This window comes from Xanthomonas axonopodis pv. maculifoliigardeniae, assembly GCF_041519315.1.
Classification (GTDB): domain Bacteria; phylum Pseudomonadota; class Gammaproteobacteria; order Xanthomonadales; family Xanthomonadaceae; genus Xanthomonas; species Xanthomonas euvesicatoria.
This window is the reverse complement of record NZ_CP167998.1, coordinates 4,233,666-4,258,120: the sequence shown is the minus strand read 5'-3', so window position 1 is coordinate 4,258,120 and position 24,455 is coordinate 4,233,666. Positions and strand designations below refer to the sequence as shown.

The 24,455-nt window shown below is 65.3% G+C and carries 20 protein-coding genes; 14 read left to right on the top strand and 6 right to left on the bottom strand.

The genetic code is table 11. The annotated features are described in order from the left end of the window. Window positions 1-90 precede the first annotated feature (90 nt). On the bottom strand, window positions 91-3,339 hold the full coding sequence (locus ACDH77_RS18140; protein WP_014091248.1) for an efflux RND transporter permease subunit: 3,249 nt from the start codon (window positions 3,337-3,339) through the stop codon (window positions 91-93). A 93-nt stretch (window positions 3,340-3,432) separates the two neighbouring features. Beyond that, the gene (locus ACDH77_RS18135; protein WP_008577384.1) at window positions 3,433-4,677 is read right to left on the bottom strand and encodes an efflux RND transporter periplasmic adaptor subunit; all 1,245 of its coding nucleotides are present in this window, start codon (window positions 4,675-4,677) and stop codon (window positions 3,433-3,435) included. Window positions 4,678-4,936: 259 nt separating this feature from the next. Here ACDH77_RS18135 and ACDH77_RS18130 point away from each other — a divergent pair, with 259 nt between their 5' ends. The 5 genes from ACDH77_RS18130 to ACDH77_RS18110 all read left to right on the top strand — a co-directional run bounded on the left by ACDH77_RS18130 (window position 4,937) and on the right by ACDH77_RS18110 (window position 10,865). After that, complete coding sequence (locus ACDH77_RS18130) at window positions 4,937-6,244, top strand: M20 family metallopeptidase (RefSeq protein ID WP_372353576.1); 1,308 nt, start codon at window positions 4,937-4,939, stop codon at window positions 6,242-6,244. A 156-nt stretch (window positions 6,245-6,400) separates the two neighbouring features. Then, window positions 6,401-7,216: an NADPH-dependent 7-cyano-7-deazaguanine reductase QueF gene (gene queF / locus ACDH77_RS18125; protein ID WP_011348812.1), complete on the top strand. Its 816-nt coding sequence runs from the start codon at window positions 6,401-6,403 to the stop codon at window positions 7,214-7,216. 102 nt (window positions 7,217-7,318) lie between these two features. Continuing rightward, entirely contained in the window at window positions 7,319-7,612 is a 294-nt protein-coding gene (locus ACDH77_RS18120) for a LysM peptidoglycan-binding domain-containing protein (protein ID WP_003484545.1), read from the top strand. 106 nt (window positions 7,613-7,718) lie between these two features. Then, window positions 7,719-8,276, top strand: coding sequence for a hypothetical protein (locus tag ACDH77_RS18115; protein WP_031425119.1), 558 nt, complete (start codon window positions 7,719-7,721; stop codon window positions 8,274-8,276). A gap of 357 nt (window positions 8,277-8,633) precedes the next feature. After that, the gene (locus ACDH77_RS18110) at window positions 8,634-10,865 is read left to right on the top strand and encodes an NADP-dependent isocitrate dehydrogenase (protein WP_008577375.1); all 2,232 of its coding nucleotides are present in this window, start codon (window positions 8,634-8,636) and stop codon (window positions 10,863-10,865) included. 71 nt (window positions 10,866-10,936) lie between these two features. Here the strand turns inward: ACDH77_RS18110 and ACDH77_RS18105 are convergent, their stop codons facing one another. Beyond that, entirely contained in the window at window positions 10,937-11,197 is a 261-nt protein-coding gene (locus tag ACDH77_RS18105) for a hypothetical protein (RefSeq protein ID WP_008577373.1), read from the bottom strand. Window positions 11,198-11,298: 101 nt separating this feature from the next. Between ACDH77_RS18105 and ACDH77_RS18100 the strand changes: the two genes are divergently transcribed. Genes ACDH77_RS18100 through ACDH77_RS18090 form a run of 3 tightly spaced genes read left to right on the top strand, consistent with a single transcriptional unit; the run spans window position 11,299 to window position 14,924 of the window. Further along, window positions 11,299-12,243 carry a LysR substrate-binding domain-containing protein gene (locus tag ACDH77_RS18100; RefSeq protein ID WP_014091243.1) on the top strand — a complete coding sequence of 315 codons (945 nt, stop codon included), beginning with the start codon at window positions 11,299-11,301 and terminating at the stop codon, window positions 12,241-12,243. Further along, entirely contained in the window at window positions 12,240-13,979 is a 1,740-nt protein-coding gene (aceK, locus tag ACDH77_RS18095; protein ID WP_014091242.1) for a bifunctional isocitrate dehydrogenase kinase/phosphatase, read from the top strand. Before ACDH77_RS18100 ends, aceK begins: the two co-directional genes overlap by 4 nt. A 60-nt stretch (window positions 13,980-14,039) precedes the next feature. Further along, window positions 14,040-14,924, top strand: coding sequence for a hypothetical protein (locus tag ACDH77_RS18090; RefSeq protein ID WP_109290888.1), 885 nt, complete (start codon window positions 14,040-14,042; stop codon window positions 14,922-14,924). A gap of 107 nt (window positions 14,925-15,031) precedes the next feature. Here ACDH77_RS18090 and rho read toward each other — a convergent pair whose 3' ends face one another. Beyond that, entirely contained in the window at window positions 15,032-16,900 is a 1,869-nt protein-coding gene (rho, locus tag ACDH77_RS18085; protein WP_031425112.1) for a transcription termination factor Rho, read from the bottom strand. Between the two features lie 216 nt (window positions 16,901-17,116). Continuing rightward, on the bottom strand, window positions 17,117-17,458 hold the full coding sequence (gene trxA, locus ACDH77_RS18080) for a thioredoxin TrxA (RefSeq protein WP_005923050.1): 342 nt from the start codon (window positions 17,456-17,458) through the stop codon (window positions 17,117-17,119). A 198-nt stretch (window positions 17,459-17,656) separates the two neighbouring features. Here trxA and rhlB point away from each other — a divergent pair, with 198 nt between their 5' ends. The 6 genes from rhlB (at window position 17,657) to rpoH (ending at window position 23,728) form a co-directional block, all read left to right on the top strand. After that, window positions 17,657-19,372, top strand: coding sequence for an ATP-dependent RNA helicase RhlB (rhlB, locus tag ACDH77_RS18075; protein ID WP_031425110.1), 1,716 nt, complete (start codon window positions 17,657-17,659; stop codon window positions 19,370-19,372). A gap of 75 nt (window positions 19,373-19,447) precedes the next feature. After that, window positions 19,448-20,134 (top strand): cell division ATP-binding protein FtsE, encoded by a 687-nt coding sequence (ftsE, locus tag ACDH77_RS18070; protein WP_003484499.1) that lies wholly within the window; start codon window positions 19,448-19,450, stop codon window positions 20,132-20,134. After that, window positions 20,131-21,081 carry a permease-like cell division protein FtsX gene (ftsX, locus tag ACDH77_RS18065; protein ID WP_029820491.1) on the top strand — a complete coding sequence of 317 codons (951 nt, stop codon included), beginning with the start codon at window positions 20,131-20,133 and terminating at the stop codon, window positions 21,079-21,081. The genes ftsE and ftsX overlap by 4 nt, the downstream gene beginning before the upstream one ends. A gap of 8 nt (window positions 21,082-21,089) precedes the next feature. Then, a complete protein-coding gene (locus tag ACDH77_RS18060; RefSeq protein ID WP_003484494.1) occupies window positions 21,090-21,932 on the top strand; it encodes a response regulator in 843 nt (280 codons plus the stop codon). Further along, window positions 21,929-22,654 carry a uracil-DNA glycosylase gene (ung, locus tag ACDH77_RS18055; RefSeq protein WP_031425106.1) on the top strand — a complete coding sequence of 242 codons (726 nt, stop codon included), beginning with the start codon at window positions 21,929-21,931 and terminating at the stop codon, window positions 22,652-22,654. The genes ACDH77_RS18060 and ung overlap by 4 nt, the downstream gene beginning before the upstream one ends. Window positions 22,655-22,852: 198 nt before the next feature. Beyond that, the gene (gene rpoH, locus ACDH77_RS18050) at window positions 22,853-23,728 is read left to right on the top strand and encodes an RNA polymerase sigma factor RpoH (protein ID WP_005911428.1); all 876 of its coding nucleotides are present in this window, start codon (window positions 22,853-22,855) and stop codon (window positions 23,726-23,728) included. Window positions 23,729-23,806: 78 nt separating this feature from the next. Here the strand turns inward: rpoH and ACDH77_RS18045 are convergent, their stop codons facing one another. Continuing rightward, entirely contained in the window at window positions 23,807-24,421 is a 615-nt protein-coding gene (locus tag ACDH77_RS18045) for a trimeric intracellular cation channel family protein (RefSeq protein WP_011348802.1), read from the bottom strand. Window positions 24,422-24,455: the final 34 nt, after the last annotated feature.

The window sequence follows — 24,455 nt, the reverse complement described above, 5'->3', positions numbered from 1 at the left end:
AAAGGCAACAGCCAGCGCGGCCTCCACGCGTGCGTGCGCGCAGGCGATGCCGTGGGCAGGCAGAGCGATCAGCGAAGACGTCAGCAGTCGTCATGCCGATCGCTCCGAGGTAGATGCCGGTGTTGCGCCGTCATGGCGCGCTGCGCGGCGCGCGCGCCAGGCGCGCAGCCGCTCGCCGGCGCGTTCCATGTACAGGTAGATCACCGGGGTGGTGTACAGCGTGACCAGCTGCGACAGCAGCAGCCCGCCGACGATCGCGATGCCCAGCGGGCGGCGCAGTTCCGAGCCGATGCCGGTGCCCAGCGCCAGCGGCAACGCGCCCAGCATGGCGGCAGCGGTGGTCATCATGATCGGGCGGAAGCGCAGCAGGCAGGCGCGCCGGATCGCATCGTGCGCGCTCGCCCCTTCGCGGCGTGCGTCGATGGCGAAGTCGATCATCATGATGGCGTTCTTCTTGACGATGCCGATCAGCAGCACGATGCCGACGATACCGTCCACCGACAGGCTCAGCCCGCACAGCATCAGCGCCAGCAACGCACCGACACCGGCCGGCGGCAGCGTGGAGATGATGGTCAACGGGTGGATGTAGCTTTCGTACAACACGCCCAGCACGATGTAGATCACCACGATCGAGGCCAGCAGCAGCCACACGATATCGGTCTGGCTGCCGGTGAATTCGGCGGCCTTGCCGACGAACTGCGCATGCACCTGGGTCGGAATCTTGAGTTCTTCGCGCGCCTTCTCGATTGCCGCCACCGCCTGCGACAACGAATGCCCCGGCGCCAGGTTGAACGAGATGGTGACGGCCGGCAGCTGCTGCTGGTGGCTCACCACCAACGGTGTATTGGTGACCTTGGCTTCGGCCAGCGCGGCCAGCGGAATGATGCTGCCGGCACCGACCACGATGCCGGTGTTCTGCGCGCCCACGCCGGTGGCGGTGGACGAGTTGGACGAGGTGACCTGGCCGAAGCTGGTGGCGTTGGTGCCGGTGAGCGCGCCGCTGCCGTTGCTGGCCACGGCCAGCTGGTTCATCAGGGCCGTGCTGGTGCGGAATTCCGGCGCCACTTCCAGCACGACGCGGTACTGGTTGAGCTCGGTGAAGATGGTGGAGATCTGGCGCTGGCCGAAGGAGTCGTACAGCGTGTCGTCGATGGTCTGCATCGGCACGCCGAGCATGCTGGCCTTGTCGCGGTCGATGCTCAGTTCCAGCGCACGTCCCTGGTTGGCCAAGTTGTTGTCCACATCCGCCAGCTCGGGCAGCTTGCGCATTGCCTCGGTCATGCGCCCGGCCCAGGTGGCCAGCTCGCTGCTGTCCACGTCCGAGATCGAATACTGGTATTCGGTGGCGGCCACCCGCGTGTCCAGGGTGACGTCCTGCACCGGCTTGAGGAACAAGGCCACGCCCGGAATGCCGGCCACGGCGTTCTGCAGCCGCGGCAGCACCTCGTCCAGGCCCTCGCGGTCGCCGCGCGTCTTCAGCACGATCGACAGCTGGCCCTGGTTGAGCGTGGGGTTCATGGTGCCGGCGCCGATGAAGGCTGCCACGCCGGTCACCGCCGGGTCCTTGCGCAACGCGGCGGCCACCGCCTGGGTGCGTTGCTCCATCTGCGGGAACGCCACGTTCTGGTCGGCCTGCACCACCCCGGTGATCAGGCCAGTGTCCTGCTCGGGCAGCAAGCCCTTGGGAATGGCCACATACAGCACCACCGTCAACGCCACCGCAGCGATCGCCACGCCCAGGGTCAGCGGTTGATGGGCAAGCACCCAGTCCAGGCTGCGCTCATAGGCGCCCACGGTGCGCGTCCACAGGTTGGTCTTGCCGGCGGCGGTTGCGCGCTCGTGCGCGTCTTCGCCTTCGGGCAAGGCATCGGGCTTGAGCAGGTAGGCGCACATCATCGGCGTCAGCGTCAGCGACACCAGCATCGAGATGACCACCGCGATCGACAGCACCCAGGCAAACTCGTGGAATAACCGCCCGGTGACGCCCGGCATCAGCAGCAGCGGCAGGAACACCGCCACCAGCGACACGGTCAGCGACAACACGGTGAAGCCGATCTGTTTGGCGCCGATTTCGGCCGCTTCCGGCCCGCTCTTGCCCTGCTCGATGTAGCGCACGATGTTTTCGATCATCACGATCGCATCGTCGACCACGAACCCGGTGGCCACCACCAGCGCCATCAACGAGAGGTTGTCCAGCGACATGCCGGCGAAGGCCATCACCCCGAAGGTGCCGGCCAGCGACAACGGCACCGCCACCGAGGGAATGATGGTGGCCCACAACCGGCGCAGGAACACGAAGATCACCGCCACCACCAGGGCGATGGTCAGCACCAGGGTGAACTTCACCTCATGCACCGAGGCGCGGATGGTTTCGGTGCGGTCGGAGAACACCTCCAGATGCACATCGGCCGGCAACACCGACCGCAGTTGCGGCAGGATGTTGCGGATCTGCTCCACCGTCTGCACGATGTTGGCGCCGGGCTGGCGGCGGATCTCCAGCAGCACCGCCTGTTTGCCGTCGGCCCAGGCGGCCAGCTGATCATTCTCCACCCCATCGACCACGTTGGCCACGTCGGCAAGCCGCACCGGGCGGCCGTCCTTGTAGCTGATGATGGTCTCGCGGTACTGCGCCGCGTCGGTGAGCTGGTCGTTGGTGCCGATGCTGTAGGACTGGGTCTTGCCGTTGAGCGAGCCCTTGGGCGCACTGACGTTGGTCTGGGTCAGCGCGCTGCGCAGCGACTCCATGGTCAGGCCCATGTTCGACAGCTGCGCCGGGTTGACCTGGATGCGCACGGCAGGGCGCACGTTGCCGGCGATCGACACCAGGCCCACGCCCGGCACCTGCGACAGGCGCTGGGCCAGGATCGCATCCGCGTAGCGGTTGACCTCGCGCAGCGGCAGCGAATCGGAGGTGAGCTTGAGCGTGAGAATGGCCGCATCGGCCGGATTGACCCGGTTATAGACCGGCTGGTACGGCAGCGAGGAGGGCAGGGTGGCCTGACGGATCGCCGCCTGCACGTCCTGCGAGGCGATATCGATATCGCGCTCCATCGAGAACTGCAGAATGATCGTGGACAGGCCCGCCGACGAATCGGAGGTCATCATCTGCAGGCCGGAAATCTGCCCGAACTGGCGCTCCAGCGGCGTGGTCACCAGCGAGGCCATGGTGGTCGCATTGGCGCCGGGGTACTGGGTGGTGACGACCAGGCTGGGCGCGTCGATTTCCGGCAATGCCGAGACCGGCAATTGACGGTAGCCCAGGATGCCCAGCAGCAGGACGCCGGCCATCAACAACGAAGTGGCGATCGGGCGGCGGATGAAAATGGTCGAAAAGCCCACGGGGGGTGTCCTTGCTGAAGACGTCAAGCGAAGCCGGCGCATGCAGCGCCGGCGCACATCGGCGACGGAGGTTCCGCCGCCGGTGGTCGAGGATTAGCGCGGACCGCCGCCACGACGGCCGCCTGGGCCACCACCACGGCTCTGTTTGTCCTTCGCGGCCTTGAGTTCGGCCTCGGTCGGTTCCGGCGGCGTCTCGCCCGGCTTGAGCGCGCTGACCTTGCTGCCCGGTTTCAGGCGGAACTGGCCTTCGGTCACCACGCGCTCGCCGGGCTTGAGGCCCTTGGTGATCTGCACATGGCTGTCGTCCACCTCCACGCCCTGCACCACGGTGCGCATCTGTGCGGTGTTGTCGCTGCCCACCACGTACACGTAATCGCCGTCGGGGCCGCGCTGCACCGACTGGGACGGCACCACGGTGCCGCCGGCGATGGTGCGCAGCTGCAGGCGCACATTGACGAACTGGCCCGGCCACAGCGCGTTGTCGGTGTTGTTGAAGATCGCGCGTGCGCCGAACGTGCCGCTGTCGGCGGAGATGCGGTTGTCGATCACATCCAGCTTGCCGTCGCTGCTGATCACATGCGCATCGCCACGATCCAATGCCGCCACGGCCAGTGGCGCCGCCGTCTGACCGGTACGCACTGCCTGCAACTCACGCTCGGGCAGGTTGAAAGACACGTAGATCGGGCGGATCTGGGTCAGGGTGACGATCGTGGAGCTGCTGGTGACGATGTTGCCCACGTCCACGCCACGGATGCCGGCGATGCCGTCGATCGGCGCAGTGACGCGAGTGAACTGCAATTGCACCTGCGCCGAGCGCATCTGCGCATCGTTGGCCGCAACCGCGGCCTCGTACTGGGCAACCTGGTTGCGTTGGGTGTCCAGGTCTGTGCGCGAGACGTACTGCTTGTAGGCCGGGTCGTTGGAACGCTGGTAATTCACCCGCGAGGTCGCCAGCAGCGCCTGGTTCTGGCGTTTGGCCGCCAGCGCCTGGTCGTAGCTGGCCTGCAGCGTGCGCGGATCGATCTGCGCGAGCAGATCGCCTTTCTTCACTTCCTGGCCTTCCTTGAAGTTCAGGCTCATCAGCTGGCCGCCCACCTGCGGGCTGACGGTGACCGTATTGAGCGCGGTGACCGTACCAAGCGCGCTGGCATAGACCGGAACATCCTGCGTGGTGGCCGCCACCACCGTCACCGGTACCGGGCCGCTGTTGTCCGGGTCATTGCCGTCCGGTGCGCCCGCGCGCTTGCCGTGATTGCCCCCACCCATCATCCGCATTGCGACGAACACCACGACAAGCACCGCGACAACCAGCAGTGTGATCTTCCAAAAACGCGACATGCGACAACTCCTGAGGGCGGGCCGGGCGCGTGAATGCGACCGTGGGGGCGGCGGTGCAAAGCATATCGTTGCGCTCTGCCAATTGAGCGTTACTGAAGTAACGGCTCGGCTGGCGAAATGACCGCAACGGTCACAGGTGCACTGCAGCGGCAACGCGCCACGGCTGCCGCGGTTGACCGCCGGGCTGAATCGGGCCCCACTGCAGCCCATCCGGCGCGCGCCTGCACTACATTAAGCAACCATCTATCGAGGATTACCGATGCGCCCCTCCCGCCTGCTGACCAGTGCGCTGCTGCTCGCCCTGCCCACGCTCGCCACCGCGCAGACCGCGCAGCGGCCCGAAGTTCGGGCCGCTGCCGCCCCGCTGCAGGCCAAGCTGGTGCAATGGCGCCGCGACTTCCACCAGCATCCGGAGTTGTCCAACCGCGAGGAGCGCACTGCCGCCGCCGTGGCCGCGCAGCTGCGCAAGCTGGGCCTCAAGCCGCGCACCGGCATCGCCCATCACGGCGTGGTGGCCATCATCAAGGGCGGCAAGCCGGGGCCGAAGATCGCGCTGCGTGCCGACATGGACGCGCTGCCGGTGAAAGAACAGACCGGGCTGCCGTTCGCTTCCAAGGCCACCGCCGAATACCGCGGCGAGCAGGTCGGGGTGATGCACGCCTGCGGCCACGATGCGCATACCGCGATCTTGCTCGGCGTGGCCGAAGCGCTGGTGGGCATGCGCGAGCAGTTGCCCGGCGAAGTGATGCTGATCTTCCAGCCCTCCGAAGAAGGCGCGCCCGGCAACGAAGAGGGCGGCGCCTCGCTGATGCTCAAGGAAGGCCTGTTCGCCGATTTCAAGCCGCAGGCGGTGTTCGGCCTGCATGTGTTCTCCAGCGTGCAGGCCGGCAAGATCGCGGTGCGCAGCGGCCCGCTGATGGCGGCCTCGGACCGCTTCGCGATCAAGATGATCGGCCGCCAGACCCACGGCTCGGCGCCGTGGAACGGCATCGACCCGATCGTGGCCAGCGCCGACATGATCGGCGCCGCGCAGACGGTGATCAGCCGCCGCGCCAACCTCTCCAAGCAGCCGGCGGTGCTCAGCTTCGGCGCGATCAAGGGCGGCATCCGCTACAACATCATCCCCGATGATGTGGAAATGGTGGGCACCATCCGCACCTTCGACGAGGGCATGCGGCAGCAGATCTTTGCCGATCTCAAGAACGTGGCCGAACACACCGCCGCCGCGCACGGGGCCAAGGTCCAGGCGCAGGTGCCGGATCAGCCAGGCAACCCGGCTACCGTCAACGACCCTGCATTGACTGCGAAGATGCTGCCCAGCCTGCAGGCCGTGGTGGGTGCCGACAATGTGTACGAGCCGCCGTTGCAGATGGGCGCGGAAGATTTCTCGTTCTACGCCCAGCAGGTGCCGTCGATGTTCTTCTTCGTCGGCTCCACCGCCAAGGGTATCGATCCGGCCACCGCACCCAGCAACCATTCGCCGCAGTTCCTGCTGGACGAGTCGTCGCTGGATGTGGGCTTGCGCGCGCTGTTGCAGGTGTCGCTGGATTATCTGCAGCAGGGGTGAATCGGGAATCGGGAATCGTCTGCGGCTGGGCGATTCTCGCTTCCGGCGGCGGTGCGGGGTGATTGGGCACGAGCGATGCTCTGCGAGTGCTCCCTTGGCCCGTGATACGCCTCGCCATACACCTCACGGCCAGCCCGTGCGGCCTAAAATGGCGGCATGAATACCCCAGAAGATTCCACCCTCGGTCGTGAGGTCGCCTATCCGAGCGGCTACGACCCGTCGTTGCTGTTTCCGATTCCGCGTGCGGCCGGGCGCCAGGCCATCGGGCTGACCGGTGAGCTGCCGTTTATCGGCCGCGATCGCTGGCATGCCTACGAACTCAGCTGGCTCGATGCGCAAGGCAAGCCCTGCGTGGCCACCGCCACCTTGCATGTGCCCTGCGATTCGCCTTCGCTGATCGAATCCAAGTCGCTCAAGCTGTATCTCAACTCGCTCAACGCCACCCGCTTCAACAGCGCCGAAGCGGTACGCACGCGCATTGCCACCGACCTGTCCACGCGCGCCGGCGCCGATGTGGCGGTGGAGTTCGGCCTGCCGCCGATCGATGCGGTCGGCGAGGGCGAATCGATCGATGCGCTGGATGTCAGCATCGACGATTACGGCCCGCCGAACGCGGCCTATCTCTGCGCACGCGCGCAGCCAGCGGTGGAAGAAGTGCTGACCTCGGCCTTGCTCAAATCCAATTGCCCGGTGACTGGTCAGCCGGATTGGGCCAGCGTCACCTTGCATTACCGCGGCGCACCGATCGATCGCGAGGGATTGCTGCGTTATTTGGTGAGTTTCCGCGACCACGCCGAGTTTCATGAGCAATGCGTCGAGCGCATTTTCAACGACGTGCTGACCCAGTGCGCGCCGCAGTGGCTGGTGGTGGAAGCGCGCTACACACGTCGTGGCGGCCTGGACATCAACCCGCTGCGCAGTTCGGCCAGCGTGCCGACGCCGCTGTCGATCTTCCGCGACCTGCGCCAATAGATCGCGCTCATGCGGGATCGCGCGGGCTTCACGGCGGCGCGATCCACGCTTAACAGCGCCCCGCGCACCCTGCTGACACCGCGATGCACAGGGATTGCAGCAATGAGTGTCGACAAGAAAGCAGATTTCTCCAACGTCACCTCATCGGTCGATAGCACCGCTGAAGTGACGCCTGCGCCGGATTTTTCCAACGTGCGCACCAGTGTGCAAAGCACCGCGCAGCTCGTTGAAGAATCGGTCACCGTCCAGGCCGGCGACAGCCTCTCCAGTATTGCCAAGCGCCATCTGGGCGACGGCAATCTGTGGCCACGTATTTTCGAAGCCAACCGCGAGACGCTGCAGGATCCGGACAAGATCTTTCCCGGGCAGGTACTGCGCCTGCCTGCAAAGTCGTAATCGCAGGTCGGCGTCCAGTCTCGCTGGCGGCGGCACGATTCAACACACCTAGACACCCACTCGAGCACTGCGACTGCAGATGTTCTGGCTACCGGAGAATCGATTTATGCGTATCACCTCTGTTTCGAGCAGCTTGGCCCTTGCCCTGGCCGGCGTTCTCGCAGTGTCCGGCTGCAGCAAGAAGGCCGACGACGACAGCGTTTCCAAGGACCCCACGTCCGGTGCCGCAACCGACGCGATGCCCGGCCCGGCTGCCACCCCGCCGGGGAGCGATCAGGCTGCCCAGGGTAGCGCCACCGGTGCGGCCAGCACCGATGGCGGTGCTGCGATGGGCAGCGCAGTGACGGTGTCCAGCGTGGCGGTCGGCACCCAGGCCGCGGCGGACAAGACGGTGACGCCGGCCACCAGTGTCGGCAGCAAGGACACCATCATCGTCTCGGTCAAGACCGACGGCAGCGCCAGCAACGTGGCCGTGTCGGCGAAGCTGACCTACCAGGATGGCCAGGTGGCCGGCGAACAGAATGCGACGTTGAATACCACCGGTGCGGAAACCACCAACCTGAGCTTCAGCAAGCCCGATGGCTGGCCGGCCGGCACCTACACCGCGCAGGTGATGGTGGACGGCAAGCCTGCAGGTAATCCGCAGACCATCACCGTCAAGTAAGGATGGGTGATGGAGTGGGATGTGCAGCCTTGGCCGCGCGTCGCCACTGCTTCAGTCAACGGGTGGCTCGACGTGGCACCAAGCCACCCAAGCAGGGCGCGACCGATGACGTCGCGCCTTTTTTTTGCATCGCATTTGTTACAGCTGCATCCATGTCGATTGCCCTGGTGACGGGACGAAGCATCCGCCTGTGGTCGCTTTACCCGGGCGCGGCTCAGACGCGACAATGCCGTGCTGATCCATCGCCGCATCCAACGCGCTGGTTAACCGGTGTGCATCAACGACCCCGTCGCGCGCACCACTGCCATCGTCCGTGAATGCCGGCGCTCCTCCCGACCACAAGAGCCATCGCACCTCATGTCGAAGACACCGAAGATCCTGTACACGCTCACCGACGAAGCACCCTACCTGGCCACGCAGTCGCTGCTGCCGATCATCGATGCCTACACCGATACCGCCGGCATCGTGGTCGAAACGCGCGATATCTCGCTGGCCGGCCGCATTCTGGCGCTGTTTCCCGAGCATTTGAGCGACACGCAGAAGATCGCCGACGACCTGGCCGAACTGGGTGAGCTGGCCACCACGCCGGAAGCCAACATCATCAAGCTGCCCAACATCAGCGCCTCGGTGCCGCAGCTCAAGGCCGCGATCAAGGAACTGCAGGGCCAGGGCTATGCATTGCCGGCGTATCCGGATGAACCCAAGGATGCCGCGGAAAAAGACATCAAGGCGCGCTACGACAAGGTCAAGGGCAGCGCGGTGAATCCGGTGCTGCGCGAGGGCAATTCCGATCGTCGTGCACCGCTGTCGGTAAAAAACTACGCGCGCAAGCATCCGCACCGCATGGGCAAGTGGAGCCGCGATTCCAAGTCGCACGTGTCGCACATGGAGTCTGGCGATTTCTTCGGTAGCGAACAGTCCACCACGCTGGCCGACGCCGGCACGCTGAAGATCGAGTTCGTGGGCAACGATGGCAGCAGCACCGTGCTGAAAGACAAGGTGGCGGTGAAGGCGGGCGAAATCGTCGACGCTGCCGTATTGAGCAAGCGTGCGCTGGCCAGCTTCATCGACGCGCAGATTGCCGATGCCAAGGCCCGCGACGTGCTGTTCTCGGTGCATCTGAAAGCCACCATGATGAAGGTCTCCGACCCGGTGCTGTTCGGCGTGGTGGTCGGCGAGTTCTACAAGGACACGCTGAGCAAGCATGCCGATGCGCTCAAGTCGGTCGGCTTCGATCCCAACAACGGCATCGGCGATCTGTACGCACGTATCACGTCGCTGCCGGAAGCGAAGCAAACCGAAATCAAGGCCGATATCCAGGCCGAATACGCGCAGCGCCCGGGCCTGGCGATGGTCAATTCGGACAAGGGCATCACCAACCTGCATGTGCCCAGCGACGTGATCGTCGATGCTTCCATGCCGGCGATGATTCGCGACTCCGGCCAGATGTGGAATGCCCAAGGCAAGTTGCAGGACACCAAGGCGGTGATTCCGGACCGCTGCTATGCCGGCGTGTACCAGGCGGTGATCGACGACTGCAAGGCGCATGGTGCGTTCGATCCGGCCACGATGGGTTCGGTGCCCAACGTGGGGCTGATGGCGCAGAAGGCCGAAGAATACGGCTCGCACGACAAGACCTTCCAGATGGCCGCTGCCGGCACCGTCAAGGTCACCGATGGCAACGGCAAGACGGTGTTCGAGCACGCCGTGGAAGCCGGCGATCTGTGGCGCATGTGCCAGGTCAAGGACGCGCCGATCCAGGACTGGGTGAAGCTGGCCGTGGAGCGCGCCCGCCTGAGCGAGACGCCGGCCGTGTTCTGGCTGGACAAGGCGCGCGCACACGATGCGCAGGTGATCGCCAAGGTCGAGCAGTATCTGAAGGATCACGACACCAACGGCCTGGATATCCGCATCCTGCCGCCGGTGGAAGCGACCACGTTCTCGCTGGAGCGCATCCGCAAGGGCCAGGACACCATCTCGGTCACCGGCAACGTGCTGCGCGACTACCTCACCGACCTGTTCCCGATCATGGAACTGGGCACCAGCGCCAAGATGCTCTCCATCGTGCCGCTGATGGCCGGTGGCGGTTTGTTCGAAACCGGTGCCGGTGGTTCGGCGCCCAAGCATGTGCAGCAGTTCGTCGAAGAGAACTGCCTGCGCTGGGATTCGCTGGGTGAATTCCTGGCCCTGGCCGCGTCGCTCGAGCATCTGGGCAACCGTTACGACAATCCGTCGGCCACGGTGCTGGCCAAGGCGCTGGATGTCGCCAATGGTCAGTTCCTGGACAACAACAAGTCGCCCGCGCGCAAGGTCGGCGAGCTCGACAACCGCGGCAGCCACTTCTATCTGGCCATGTACTGGGCGCAGGCCCTGGCCGCGCAGACCGAAGACACGGCATTGCAGGCCAAGTTCGCGCCGCTGGCCAAGGCCCTGACCGAGAACGAAGCCACCATCGTGGGCGAACTCAACGGCGCGCAGGGCAGGCCGGTGGAAATTGGCGGTTACTACCATCCCGACCTGGCCAAGGTCAGCGAGGCGATGCGCCCGAGCAAGACCTTCAACGACATCCTGGCCACGCTGAAAGCCTGAGTCGCCGCACCGCCTGCGGTCTCCGCATGGCGTGTTCAAGGCCCGTCTCGCAAGAGGCGGGCCTTGTCGTTTCAGCGAAACGGCGACAATGCCGTCACGCCACGCAGCAGGCGTCGGCTGAGCCGCGCCATGCGTCGCTCGCGCCGGCGTTGCGAAGGCGGATCGGTCATTGTCTGAACGTCTTGCCGTGGCTCCGCGGGAGATTCCGGCGATTCCATTGAGGTCTGCCCTTGCATCGCCTCCACTGCCGTGTCCGGTTCCGCCAGGCGCTGGGCCAGTGCCACATTGGCAATGTGGCCGTGCTGAAACAACAGTTCGCTAAAGATGCGCATGGCCCACCTCCACTTGAGTGGAATCCACGGTAGGCGCAGGCTAGGGGACGTAAAAGCGAGACTTTTACAAGTGAGTCTTGAAATCCATTCAAGGGTTGGCCATGTCGCGTCCGCCGCTTCACGCATTGCAAGGCTTCGTCAGCGCGGTACGCCTGGGCAACCTGTCGCGCGCTGCTGGCGCGATGCATCTGACCGTCAGCGCACTTAGTCACCAGATGCGCGCGCTCGAACAACGGCTGGGGTATCCGCTGCTGCAACGGCATGCGCGCGGCGTCACCGCCACGCCGCAGGGCCAGCAACTGCTCGACCGCATCGCACCGCACCTGGACGCCATCGCCGAGGCATTCGAGCCATTCGGTGCGCGTCGCGAAGACACCCTGACCCTGAGTCTCACGCCGTCGATGGCATCGGCCTGGCTGGTGCCACGCCTGGGCGAATTTCTGGCCATTCATCCCACCATCGAAATCAACCTGTTGTCGAGCGAGCGGCTGGTGGATTTCGAGCGCCAGCAGCAAGTGGATGCCGCCATGCGCATCGGCGCCGGGCAATGGCCTGGCGTCATCGCCGAGCCCTTGTTCGACGAATGGCTGGTGCCGATGGCAAGCCCGGCCCTGATCGCCCGCATGGGCGGCGTGGAGGCGCCACCGTTGCATCAGTGGCCATTGCTGGGCGACCCGGATGACGCCTGGTTGCGCTGGTTTGCCGCGTTCGGCGGCGATGTGCCGCGACGCTATGTCGCCGTACTCGACGAATCGGAGGCACACCACCGTGCCGCCCTGGATGGCGTCGGCGTCGCACTGGGCCGCGTGACGCGCGCACGTCTGTTGCTGGCGTCCGGCCAGCTGGTGGCGTTGTCCACGCAACGGCTCAAGACCAGTTGGTCGCATTACCTGGTGTATCCGCCACGTTCCAGCACGCATGGCGGGTTTCTTGCGTTTCGCACCTGGCTGCAGGGCCAGGCGCGCGAACACGCCGCGCATGCGCAGCAGGCGACCGCCATACCACTTGCCGCGCGCCGCAAGCGCTCCGGGACACTGCCGCCATGAGCCATCCACCCTTGCCACCACAATCCGAGCGCCGCGCGCTGGCGATCGCCCAGGCCGTGTACGAAGCGTTCGAGGACTATCACGCGCGCTTTTCCGAAATCACCGCACGCGCCAAACAGCGGTTCGAAGCACGCGACTGGAGCGGCGCGCGCGAAGACGCGGTAGCGCGCATCGCGCTGTACGACCAATACATCGCCGAATGCATGTTGCGCCTGCGTGCAGTACTGCTGGGCCAGGCGCACGATCGCGCGCTGTGGATGCGTGCGCGCGATCATTACGCCGCCTTGCTGAGCGGGTTGATCGACCAGGAGTTGTACAAGACGTTCTACAACACCCTGACCCGGCGCTACTTCGGTACCCACGGCGTCGATGCCGATATCGAATTCATCGCCCTGGATATCGAACCGACCGACGCCATCACCGTGCCTGTTGCGCGCCACACCTATGCGGTCTCGCCCGGCCGCCTGACCGACATGCTGGTGCGGGTGCTCGGCGACTACGCGTTCGCCGTACCGTATGCGCACCGCACCCGCTGCGCGGCCGCCATCGCGGTGCGTCTGCTCGACGACCTTGCGCATTGGGGCGAGCATCCGGTGCGCAGCGTGGAATTACTGGAGACGGTGTTCTATCGCGAGCGGCGCGCGTATCTGGTCGGACGCGTGTTCGGCGAACATCGCTTTTCGCCGTGCGTGATCGCGCTGATCAACGACGAGGCAGGCCTGCGCGCCGAAGCGGTGTTGACCCGGCGCAGCGATGTCGCGCAATTGTTCAGTAACTCGCGTAGCTATTTTCAAGCCGACCTGTCCACTGTCGGCGACGCGGTGGTGTTCCTGCGCAGCCTGCTCACCCACAAGCCGGTCGATGAGCTATACACGATGCTGGGTCGCGCCAAGCAGGGCAAGACCGAGCGTTACCGCACGTTTTTCAGCCATTTTCAGGCGCATCCGTCCGAACAGCTGGTGCACGCCGATGGCACTCCCGGCATGGTCATGGTGGTGTTTACGCTGCCCAGTTATCCGCTGGTCTTCAAACTCATTCGCGACCGTTTTGCGTATCCCAAAACCATGAGCCGCGCGCAGGTAGAGGGCAAGTACGAACTGGTCTTCCAGCTCGACCGCATCGGCCGCCTGCTCGACGCGCAGCCGTATCGCTTCCTGCGCTTCCCCAAGGCGCGCTTCTCACCGGCGTTGCTGCAAGAACTGCAGACCAGCTGCGCGATGAGCCTGAGCGAAGACGGCGACGATGTCCTGATCGCACTGTGCTATGTGCAGCGCCGGTTGCGCCCGTTGAATTTGTACCTGCGCGAACAATTGCCCGAAGCCGCGCATGCCGCAGCGCTGGACTACGGCCAGGCCATCAAGGACATGGCGCGCAACAACATCTTTCCTGGCGACATGCTGCTGAAGAATTTCGGCATTACCCGCCATCAGCGCGCGGTGTTCTACGACTACGACGAGCTATGCCTGATCACCGAATGCAACTTCCGCGATTGGCCAGTGCCCACCACTTACGAAGAACAGATGGCCGCAGAACCCTGGTTCCATGTCGGCCCGCGCGACGTCTTTCCCGAGCGCTTCGCCTTGTTCATGGGCCTGCCCGCCTCGCAACTGGAAGCGGTCAAGCACCAGCACCCGGAACTGTTCGACCCACGCTGGTGGCGCGACCTGCAAAGCCGGCTGCGCGAAGACGATTATCCCGACACCCCGCCCTATGCGGAGTCGCGCAGGCTGGCGTAGCGATTTACCGGCAGCGGCAACACTGGTACAACGCACGCTACATCTTCAGGGAGTGCGGTCATGCAATGGAAGCAGCGTTTCAGTCTTGGCATCCTGTTGGCATTGAGCAGCATCGCAGCGACGCAGGCACGTCCAGGTGCAGAACAGGCGCACATGCAGATTGAGGCCAGCATGAATGTGGCAGGCGAGTTGACCCTGACCCCGGACGGCACCGTCACGGCAGTGAAACTTGCCGACGAAGCGAGCTTGCCGCCGGCAGTGCGCGAGCGGATCAAGCGTTCGGTCGCATCGTGGCGCTTCGACCCTGTGCGCGACAACGGAAGCGCCTTGCCCGCGCAGTTGCCGATGAGCCTGCTGCTGGTCGCCAAACAGGGGGAAGGGGAAAATTATCTGGTGTCGATCCGTAGCGCGCATTTTGGCGGCCAGGCGCAGGACGCGACGAGTGTGCGCACCAACGACATGCGGCCGCCGCGCTACCCCGAAGCGGCGTTTCGGGCCGGTGCCACCGGCGTGGTCTATCTGATGCTCAAGATCGGGCGCGACGGCAAGGTCCAGGATCTGATCGCAGAGCAAGTCAACCTGACATCCCTCGTGCCGGAATCCAAACGTGCACGGTTGCGCCAGGCGTTTGCCGATGCGGCCTCGACGAAGGCGCGTGCATGGACGTTTCTGCCGCCGACAGAGGGTCCGGACGTCAAGGCGCCGTACTGGGTCATGCGTGTTCCGGTCAGCTTCGACATCGGAACGTCGCCACGCGATCTGATCGCCGCACAACAGGTCCAGAAATGGCGTTCGTATCTGCCTGGCCCCCGTCAGGCCGCCCCATGGAATGAACAGCGCGGCGCAGCGACATCGAGCGACAGCCCGGATGCCCTGCCTGCCAGCGGGTTGTTCTCCGCACGCGGAGAAGGTGTTCGCCTGGTCACGCCGCTGCAAGGAAGTTGAGCGCGGCTGACAGAGCTGACAGAGAAGGCTAAAGCCTGCGCAACGGTCGTCTCGCACAAAAAAAGCCCCGCAATGCGGGGCTTTTCGTCTCGATGAACCGACTGAACTCAGCGCTTCATCGAACTGAAGAACTCGTCGTTGGACTTGGTGGTCTTCATCTTGTCCAACAGGAATTCCATTGCCGCGATTTCGTCCATCGGGTGCAGCAGCTTGCGCAGGATCCAGATCTTCTGCAGCAGTTCCGGCTCGATCAACAGATCTTCGCGGCGCGTGCCCGAACGGTTGATGTCGATTGCCGGGTACACGCGCTTTTCGGTGATGCGACGGTTCAAGTGCACTTCGCTGTTGCCGGTGCCCTTGAACTCTTCGTAGATCACCTCGTCCATCTTGCTGCCGGTTTCCACCAGCGCCGTGGCGATGATGGTCAGCGAGCCACCTTCTTCCACGTTACGCGCCGCACCGAAGAAACGCTTCGGGCGGTGCAGGGCGTTGGCGTCCACACCGCCGGTGAGCACCTTGCCGGAGCTGGGCACCACGTTGTTGTAAGCGCGCGCCAGGCGGGTGATGGAGTCCAGCAGGATCACCACGTCCTTCTTGTGCTCGACCAGGCGCTTGGCCCGCTCGATCACCATCTCGGCGACCTGCACGTGACGCGCAGCCGGCTCGTCGAACGTGGAGGAGATGACTTCGCCGCGCACGGTGCGCTGCATTTCGGTCACTTCTTCCGGACGCTCGTCGATGAGCAGCACGATCATGTGCACTTCGGGATGATTGGTGGTGATGGCCGTGGCCACCTGCTGCATCATCATCGTCTTACCGGCCTTGGGCGGGGAGACGATCAGCGCACGCTGACCCTTGCCCTGCGGTGCCATCAGATCCAGGATGCGGCCGGTGATGTCCTCGGTGGAACCATCGCCACGCTCCAGACGGAAGCGGCGGCGCGGGAACAGCGGGGTCAGGTTCTCGAACAGGACCTTGTTCTTGCTCGCTTCCAGCGGCTCGCCGTTGATGGTGTCGACGATCGACAGCGCGAAATAGCGTTCGCCGTCCTTGGGGAAGCGGATGCGGCCGGACAGGTGGTCGCCGGTGCGCAGGTTGAAGCGACGGATCTGGCTGGGCGAGATATAGGTATCGTCCGGGCCGGCCAGGTAGCTGGCCTCGGCCGCACGCAGGAAACCGAAGCCGTCGGGCAGGATTTCCAGCACGCCGTCGGCGGCAACGCCTTCACCGTGACGGGTCAGCACCTTGAGCAGGGCGAAGATCACGTCCTGCTTGCGCGCACGCGCCACGCCTTCCTGGATATTGAGCTGGTCGGCGATGTCCAGCAGCTTCTGCGCCGGCATCCGCTTGAGGTCGCTCAGCGAATACACCGGAAAACCTTCCGGCACGGCCGGATGCGGACGCGCGATGAACGGCTCGTTATTGCCGTCGGACGAGGGCATGCCGCCGTCGTTGCCGAAGCGGTCGCGCGGGCCGCGGTCGCGGCGGTTGCGGAACCGGTCACGGCGGTTGCCCTGCTGGTTCTGGCCTTGCTGGTTTTGTCCCTGACCCTGACCGCCCTGGCCTTGCTGATTCTGGCCGGCGTTCTGGTTCTGGCCCTGCTGCTGACCTTGGCCCTGGTTCTGGCCTTGATTTTGGTTCTGCTGTTGCTGCGCCTGGTTGAAGCGCTGCTGCTGCGACTGGCCACCCTCGCGGGGCTCGCCGTGGGTGTCGCCGCCGTGGCTGGCGCTGGGCGCCTGACCGGCGTGTGCGCCATCGCTGGACGTCTGCGCCGGTGCCGGATCGGCAGCGCGCGACGGTGCCTGCGGGGCACGGGGTGCTTCGGGTGCGGGACTGGTGGGCAAGGGCAGGTTGGGCTGCTGTGCGCCAGCCTCTTCAGTGGCGGCGGCGGTCTTGCTCACGCGCGGCTTGCGCACGCGCTTCTCGACGGGAGCGTCGACGCTGCTCCCGGTATCGGAGGAAGGATGATCGGACAAGTGCGTGATTCCTCGCTAAGGTGCGAGCGCCCAACTAGGGGGCGAACTGGTGGTAGATGGGAGTCTAGAAGAGCTTCTAGAGGGGTGCGGCGGCGCACGAACGTGTGCCGGACCAACTGACACTATCACCGCCGCGCGTGACCGCGCAAGCGTCTTCCCGGGCATGATTTAACTGCCGGCGCATCATCGGGCGCCCATTGCTGGACGCCCGCTTGCTCAGGCGGCCGCGCCACCTAGGGTCTTGTCGATCATCTGGGTCAGCTGGCCCTTGCCGACGGCACCGATCTGGGTCGCCTGCACCTGCCCGTCCTTGAACAGCAACAGCATCGGGATCGAGCGCACATGGTACTTGATGGCCAGCGCACGGTTCTGGTCCACATTCACCTTGGCGACCTTGAGGCGGCCCTGATAGGTGTCGGCCAGATCGTCCAGCACCGGGGCGATCATCTTGCACGGGCCGCACCACTCGGCCCAGAAATCCACCAGAACCGGTTCGCCCGATTGCAGTACAGCTGTGTCGAAGTCGGCATCGCCGACATGTTGAACCTTATCGCTCACCTTGGGTCTCCTGGAAACCAAAACGGCCCACCCGAACGGGCAGGCCGCTACATTGCGCTAAACTGGGGCATTGCGCGACTGAATCAAGTGTCAGTCCTGAAGCCGCGCTGTCCGCCACAACAGCCGCAGTTTGCGACGCTGTCGGCATCGATGCAAGCCGCGCCCGGGCTGCCCAGGGCGCCTCACGAAGACGGAATAATGAGCGACAAACCGCTGACCGATGTGACCTTTTCCTCGTTCGATCTGCATCCGGCCTTGATCGCCGGGCTGGAGAGCGCCGGGTTTACCCGCTGTACCCCGATCCAGGCGCTGACCTTGCCGGTCGCGCTGCCGGGCGGCGATGTCGCCGGCCAGGCCCAGACCGGTACCGGCAAGACCTTGGCGTTCCTGGTCGCGGTGATGAATCGGCTGCTGATCCGCCCGGCCCTGGCCGACCGCAAGCCGGAAGACCCGCGCGCGCTGATCCTGGCGCCGACCCGCGAGCTGGCGATCCAGATCCACAAGGACGCAGTGAAGTTCGGCGCCGACCTTGGCCTGCGCTTTGCGCTGGTCTATGGCGGGGTGGATTACGACAAACAGCGCGAACTGTTGCAGCAGGGCGTGGACGTGATCATCGCCACCCCGGGCCGCCTGATCGACTACGTCAAGCAGCACAAGGTGGTCTCGCTGCACGCCTGCGAGATCTGCGTGCTGGACGAGGCCGACCGCATGTTCGACCTGGGCTTCATCAAGGACATCCGCTTCCTGCTGCGGCGCATGCCCGAGCGCGGCACCCGGCAGACGTTGTTGTTCTCGGCCACGCTCAGCCACCGCGTGCTGGAGCTGGCCTACGAGCACATGAACGAGCCGGAAAAGCTGGTCGTCGAAACCGAAAGCATCACCGCTGCGCGGGTGCGCCAGCGCATCTATTTCCCCTCCGACGAAGAGAAGCAGACGCTGCTGTTGGGCTTGCTGTCGCGCAGCGAAGGCGCGCGCACCATGGTGTTCGTCAATACCAAGGCGTTCGTGGAGCGCGTGGCGCGCACCCTGGAGCGGCACGGCTACCGGGTCGGCGTGCTGTCGGGCGATGTGCCGCAGAAGAAGCGCGAGTCGCTGCTCAACCGCTTCCAGAAAGGCCAGCTCGAAATCCTGGTCGCCACCGACGTGGCTGCGCGCGGTCTGCATATCGATGGCGTCAAGTACGTCTACAACTACGACCTGCCGTTCGACGCCGAAGACTACGTCCATCGCATCGGCCGCACCGCACGCCTGGGCGAGGAAGGCGATGCGATCAGCTTCGCCTGCGAACGCTATGCGATGAGCCTGCCGGACATCGAGGCCTATATCGAGCAGAAGATCCCGGTCGAGCCGGTGACGTCCGAACTGCTGACGCCGCTGCCGCGTGCGCCACGCGTGCCGGTGGAAGGCGAAGAGGCCGACGACGACGCTGGCGACAGCGTGGGCACGATCTTCCGCGAAGCGCGCGAGCAGCGCGCCGCCGAAGAACAGCGTCGCGGTGGCGGGCGCAGTGGCTCGGGCGGGTCGCGCAGCGGCAGTGGCGGTGGTCGCCGCGAAGGCGCCGGTGCCGATGGCAAGCCGCGTCCGCGTCGCAAGCCACGGGTGGAAGGCCAGGCGCCCGCAACTGCGGCGTCGACCGAACATCCGGTCGTTGCCGCAGCGGCGGTACAGGCACCTTCCGCGGGCGTGGCCGATGCCGAGCGCGCGCCACGCAAGCGTCGGCGTCGTCGTAACGGTCGTCCGGTCGAGGGTGCCGAGCCGGCAGTGGCATCCACGCCGGTTCCCGCACCTGCCGCACCGCGCAAGCCCACCCAGGTGGTTGCCAAGCCGGTGCGTGCCGCCGCCAAGCCGTCGGGCAGCCCCTCGCTGCTCAGCCGGATCGGCCGCCGACTGCGTTCGCTGGTCTCAGGCAACTGACCGTTTGCGGCACTGATCGCATCGCCGCGCATCGGCGATGCGACGCAAGCACTGACGCTCCGGCATAATCGCTGAATGACCGTTCTGCGTTTCGACAACGTCAGCAAGCACTACGCCGGTGGCCACCAGGCGCTGACCGATGTCAGCTTCGAAGTGGCCGATGGCGAGATGCTGTTCGTGACCGGCCACTCCGGCGCCGGCAAAAGTACCTTGCTCAAATTGATCCACCTCAGCGAACGCCCGAGTCAGGGCGCGGTACTGCTGGGCGAACGTAACCTGCTCAAGGTACGTGGCCGGCAGATTCCGCTGCATCGGCGCCAGGTGGGTGCGGTCTATCAGGACCACCGTCTGCTCAACGACCGCAGCATCGCCGAGAACGTGGCCCTGCCGCTGATCTTGCGCGGCACCCGGCGTGCCGAGATCGGCAAGCGCGTGCGCTCGGCATTGGAGCGCATCGGTCTGGCCCATCGCGAGAAAGCCCTGCCGTCGCAATTGTCTGCCGGCGAGCAGCAACGCGTGGGCATCGCGCGCGCCATCGTCGGCGAACCGCGGCTGCTGGTGGCCGATGAGCCCACCGGCAATCTCGACCCGGCACTGGCCGCGGAAATCATGCAGTTGTTCGCCGAACTTCCGGCCCGTGGCACCAGCGTGCTGGTGGTCAGCCACGACCTGGCGCTGCTCAAGCAGATGCGCAAGCGCGTGCTGATCCTGGATCACGGCCGCCTGGTCGACGACATCTCGCCGCAGGACCTGGCCGAATGAGCAAGCCCGCCAATACCGAAACCGTCGCGCCGTCGCGGCTCGGCGTCTGGATCGACCACCATCTGCACAGCATTGCCTTCAGCCTGGGCCGTGCGATGCGCAAGCCGTGGGCCACGTTGCTGACCATCGTGGTGATGGCCCTGGCCCTGGCCCTGCCGCTGGGGCTGTCGATCGCGCTGGATAACGTCAAGCTGCTGGCCGGCAGCGTGCAGCAGTCGCGCGAGATCAATCTGTTTCTGAAGGTCGACGTGGCTGCCGAGGCGGCGCAGGCGCTGGCCGGCGAGCTGCGTGCACGCCCGGATGTCGCCAAGGTCACGCTGCGCACGCCGGAGCAGGGCTTGGCCGAGCTGCGCGAGAGCGCCAAGCTCGATGAAGCGGCCGATGCGCTGGGCGACAACCCGCTGCCCACCTTGCTGATCGTCACTCCCGCCGATGCGACCGACGACGCGCAGCTGGCCAATGCGCTGCAGGCGCTGCCGCAGACCGATCAGGTGCAGCACGATGCGCTGTGGCGCAAGCGCCTGGATGGCTGGTTGCACTTCGGCGAGCGCCTGGTCCAGGTGTTGTCTGCCCTGCTCGGGATCGGTGCGGTGCTGGTGGTCGGCAACACCGTGCGGCTGGACATTCAGTCGCGGCGCGAGGAAATCGGCGTGCTGCAGTTGCTCGGCGCCAGCGATGGCTTCATCCGCCGCCCGTTTTTGTATCTGGGCGCGTGGTACGGACTCGGCGCCGGCGCTGTCGCGCTCGCTCTGATCGCCGCCTCGGGCCTGGCATTGCGTGCGCCGTTGGCGACATTGGCCGACAGTTACGGCAGTTCTTTTACCCTGCACGGGCTGGATCTGTTGCATTCTGCGATGGTGCTGGTCGGCACCTTAGTCCTGGGTTGGTTGGGTGCCTGGCTGGTGACCGGCCATTTCCTTCGCCAGACCCGTCCTACCGAGACCTGAGGCCTGCCATGCATCCACCAGATCTCAAACACCTGATCAGCGACGCACCGCGCGTGATGGTGGTCGATGGTTCCAAGTTGGTGCGCAAGCTGATTGCCGACGTGCTCAAGCGCGACCTGCCCAATGTGCAGGTGATCGGCTGTTCCAACATTGCCGAAGCGCGGCAGGCGCTGGAAGCCGGCGCCGTGGATCTGGTCACCACCTCGCTGTCGCTGCCCGATGGCGACGGCCTGACCCTGGCGCGCAGCGTGCGCGAAACCGCCGGGCAGGCCTATGTACCGGTGATCGTGGTCTCCGGCGATGCGCAGCAGCATCTGGTGGAGCGCCGTTTCACCGAGTACGTCACCGATTATTTCGACAAGGCGCTGGGCCATGAAGCCCTGGCGACCTTCATCCGCGGCTACGTGCAGCCCGAGCCGGTGGTGGGGGCGACCGTGCTCTACATCGAAGACAGCCGCGTGGTGGCCGAGGCGACCAAGCGCATGCTCGAACGGCAGAGCCTGAAAGTGGTGCACGTGCTCACCGCCGAAGATGCCTTTGCGCTGCTCACCGCCGAATCGCTGGGCCGCACCGAACGCCGCATCGACGTGGTGCTGACCGACGTGACCCTGAAAGGCGAGCTCAACGGCCGCGACGTGGTCGAGCGTATCCGCATCGATTTCGCCTACGGCAAGCGCCGCCTGCCGGTGCTGGTGATGACCGGCGACACCAACCCGCGCAATCAATCCGACTTGCTGCGGGCCGGTGCCAACGATCTGGTGCAGAAACCGATCGAAGAGCGCCTGCTGGTGACCAAGGTGTTGTTCCAGCTGCGCCTGGCACGCCTGGAGGATCAGGCTGTCACGCTATGACTGAAGGGGAGGGACGCATCCAGCTGGAACCGTCGTGGAAGGCAAGAGTGGGCGACTGGCTGCTGCGCCCGCAGATGCAGGAGCTGTCGGCATTCCTGCGCCAGCGCAAGGCGGCCGGAGCACGGGTGTTTCCGCCCGGCCCGCAGATCTTCGCCGCCTTCGACGCCACCCCGTTCGAACAGGTCAAGGTGGTGATCCTGGGCCAGGACCCGTATCACGGCGAAGGTCAGGCGCATGGGCTGTGCTTCTCGGTATTGCCCGGCGTGCCGGTGCCGCCGTCGCTGCTCAACATCTACAAAGAGATCCAGGACGACCTGGGGATCGCGCGGCCGGATCACGGCTACCTGATGCCCTGGGCGCGCCAGGGCGTGCTGCTGCTCAATGCCGTGCTGACGGTGGAGCAGGGACGCGCCGGCGCCCACCAGAACAAGGGCTGGGAAGGCTTCACCGATCATGTGGTGGACACCCTCAATCGCGAGCGCGAAGGGCTGGTGTTCCTGCTGTGGGGCAGCTATGCACAGTCCAAGGGCAAGGTCATCGACCCGGCACGCCATCGGGTCTTGAAGGCGCCGCATCCTTCGCCGCTGTCGGCGCACCGCGGCTTCCTGGGCTGCCGGCATTTTTCCAAGACCAACGACCATTTGCGGCGGCGTGGTCTGAGCCCGATCGACTGGTCGCTGCCACCGCGCAGCGCGCTGGACACCACCTCCACCGGCGCCTGAACGACGCTGGCGGCATCTCGTTGCGCAACCAATTTGTCACGGTTTGCACAGGGGCTTGGTGATACCGTAAGCCTCGAATTTGGGGTGCCGGGCTGTAGAACACCGGTGATGCCAAAGACCCGAACGTTCTATAAATGGAATGCTGGGAACTCTTTCTGTACCCGGCAGTCCAATAGTTCGACTGCTAAGATGGTGCCTATGAACCAGACTACCTCGACTGCCCTTGTGGCAAACAATCTCCCGATTCCCAGTGCGCTCGGTTCGCTGGACGCCTACATCGGTGCCGTGCACCAGATCCCGGTGCTGTCGGTCGATGAGGAGCAGGATCTGGCCCGTCGCTTCCGCGACGAGCTGGACCTGGACGCCGCGCGCGAACTGGTCCATTCCCACCTGCGCTTCGTGGTGCACGTGGCTCGCGGCTACAACGGCTACGGCCTGCCGCTGGGCGACCTGATCCAGGAAGGCAATATCGGCCTGATGAAGGCGGTCAAGCGCTTCGACCCGGACATGGGCGTGCGCCTGGTCAGCTTCGCGGTGCACTGGATCCGTGCCGAGATGCACGAGTTCATCCTGAAGAACTGGCGCATCGTCAAGGTCGCCACCACCAAGGCGCAGCGCAAGCTGTTCTTCAACCTGCGCAAGTCCAAGACCCGTCTGGGCTGGCTCAATGCGTCGGAAGTGACTGCGGTTGCCAAGGACCTGAACGTCTCCGAGCGTGAAGTGATGGAGATGGAGTCGCGCCTGTCCGGTCGCGATATCGGTTTCGACGCGTCGTCGGACGAAGACGACGATCACGGCCCGCCGTCGCCGGTGAGCTATCTGGTCGCCAATGAAGAAGACCCGTCGCAGGCGTACGAGCGTCACGACAGCGAAGACAACCAGCTGCAGCTGCTGCGCGAAGGCATGGCTGGACTGGACGCGCGCTCGCGCGACATCGTCAAGCGCCGTTGGCTGGATTCCGATTCCAAGGTGACGCTGCAGGAACTGGCAGACGAATACGGCGTCTCGGCCGAGCGTATCCGCCAGATCGAAGCCAATGCGCTGAAGAAGATGAAGGCGCTGTTCGTCGCCTGACCCTGTCGGTCTTGCGCGAGTGGTTGTACAGACGGCCCGGTTTTCCGGGCCGTTTGCATATGTGGTGTTACGCGATTGCTACTCCGGCGGGCGCGCCACCGGCAGATGCCAGCCGTAGCGGATGGCCATGAAGCGCAGGCCGAAACACACGCCGGCGCCGGTCGCCAACGACCAGGCCTGCGGCACATCCAGGACGTGCCCGATCGCGACCAGCCCGCCACCGGCGAGCGCGGCGACCGCATACAGTTCGGCCTGCAACACCACCGGCGTGCGTGCCACCAGCAGATCGCGCGCGATGCCTCCGCCGATGCCGCTGAGCATGCCCAGCAGCGTCGCGCTGAGTGGGCTGAGGTGATAGTCCAGCGCCTTGCTGGTGCCGTAGACCGCAAACAGCGCCAATCCGGCCGCATCGAAGAGTTGCACCGGGTTGCGCAGCCGCTCCACCGCTGCATGCCAATAGAACCCGGCCACGCCGGCCAGGCAGGCCACCAGCAGATACTGCGGCTGCACCAGCGCGGCCGGCGGGGTGGCGCCGATCAGCACATCGCGCACGATGCCGCCGGACACCGCTGCCGCGCAGGAGAGCACCAGCACGCCGAACAGGTCCAGGCGGTTGCGCACCGCCAAGGTCGCTCCGCTCAGGGCGAACACGAAGGTGCCGAGCAGATCCAGCAGGAACAGGACAGTTGCCACGATCGGGTCGTCGAATCAGGCCGCACAGCATCGC

Excerpts from the sequence above, each read along its gene's own strand:
- ACDH77_RS18135 (WP_008577384.1), bottom strand. The coding sequence starts at position 4,677 with ATGTCGCGTTTTTGGAAGATCACACTGCTGGTTGTCGCGGTGCTTGTC.
- ACDH77_RS18130 (WP_372353576.1), top strand. The coding sequence starts at position 4,937 with ATGCGCCCCTCCCGCCTGCTGACCAGTGCGCTGCTGCTCGCCCTGCCC.
- queF (WP_011348812.1), top strand. The coding sequence starts at position 6,401 with ATGAATACCCCAGAAGATTCCACCCTCGGTCGTGAGGTCGCCTATCCG.
- ACDH77_RS18120 (WP_003484545.1), top strand. The coding sequence starts at position 7,319 with ATGAGTGTCGACAAGAAAGCAGATTTCTCCAACGTCACCTCATCGGTC.
- ACDH77_RS18115 (WP_031425119.1), top strand. The coding sequence starts at position 7,719 with ATGCGTATCACCTCTGTTTCGAGCAGCTTGGCCCTTGCCCTGGCCGGC.
- ACDH77_RS18110 (WP_008577375.1), top strand. The coding sequence starts at position 8,634 with ATGTCGAAGACACCGAAGATCCTGTACACGCTCACCGACGAAGCACCC.
- ACDH77_RS18105 (WP_008577373.1), bottom strand. The coding sequence starts at position 11,197 with ATGCGCATCTTTAGCGAACTGTTGTTTCAGCACGGCCACATTGCCAAT.
- ACDH77_RS18100 (WP_014091243.1), top strand. The coding sequence starts at position 11,299 with ATGTCGCGTCCGCCGCTTCACGCATTGCAAGGCTTCGTCAGCGCGGTA.
- aceK (WP_014091242.1), top strand. The coding sequence starts at position 12,240 with ATGAGCCATCCACCCTTGCCACCACAATCCGAGCGCCGCGCGCTGGCG.
- ACDH77_RS18090 (WP_109290888.1), top strand. The coding sequence starts at position 14,040 with ATGCAATGGAAGCAGCGTTTCAGTCTTGGCATCCTGTTGGCATTGAGC.
- rhlB (WP_031425110.1), top strand. The coding sequence starts at position 17,657 with ATGAGCGACAAACCGCTGACCGATGTGACCTTTTCCTCGTTCGATCTG.
- ftsE (WP_003484499.1), top strand. The coding sequence starts at position 19,448 with ATGACCGTTCTGCGTTTCGACAACGTCAGCAAGCACTACGCCGGTGGC.
- ftsX (WP_029820491.1), top strand. The coding sequence starts at position 20,131 with ATGAGCAAGCCCGCCAATACCGAAACCGTCGCGCCGTCGCGGCTCGGC.
- ACDH77_RS18060 (WP_003484494.1), top strand. The coding sequence starts at position 21,090 with ATGCATCCACCAGATCTCAAACACCTGATCAGCGACGCACCGCGCGTG.
- ung (WP_031425106.1), top strand. The coding sequence starts at position 21,929 with ATGACTGAAGGGGAGGGACGCATCCAGCTGGAACCGTCGTGGAAGGCA.
- rpoH (WP_005911428.1), top strand. The coding sequence starts at position 22,853 with ATGAACCAGACTACCTCGACTGCCCTTGTGGCAAACAATCTCCCGATT.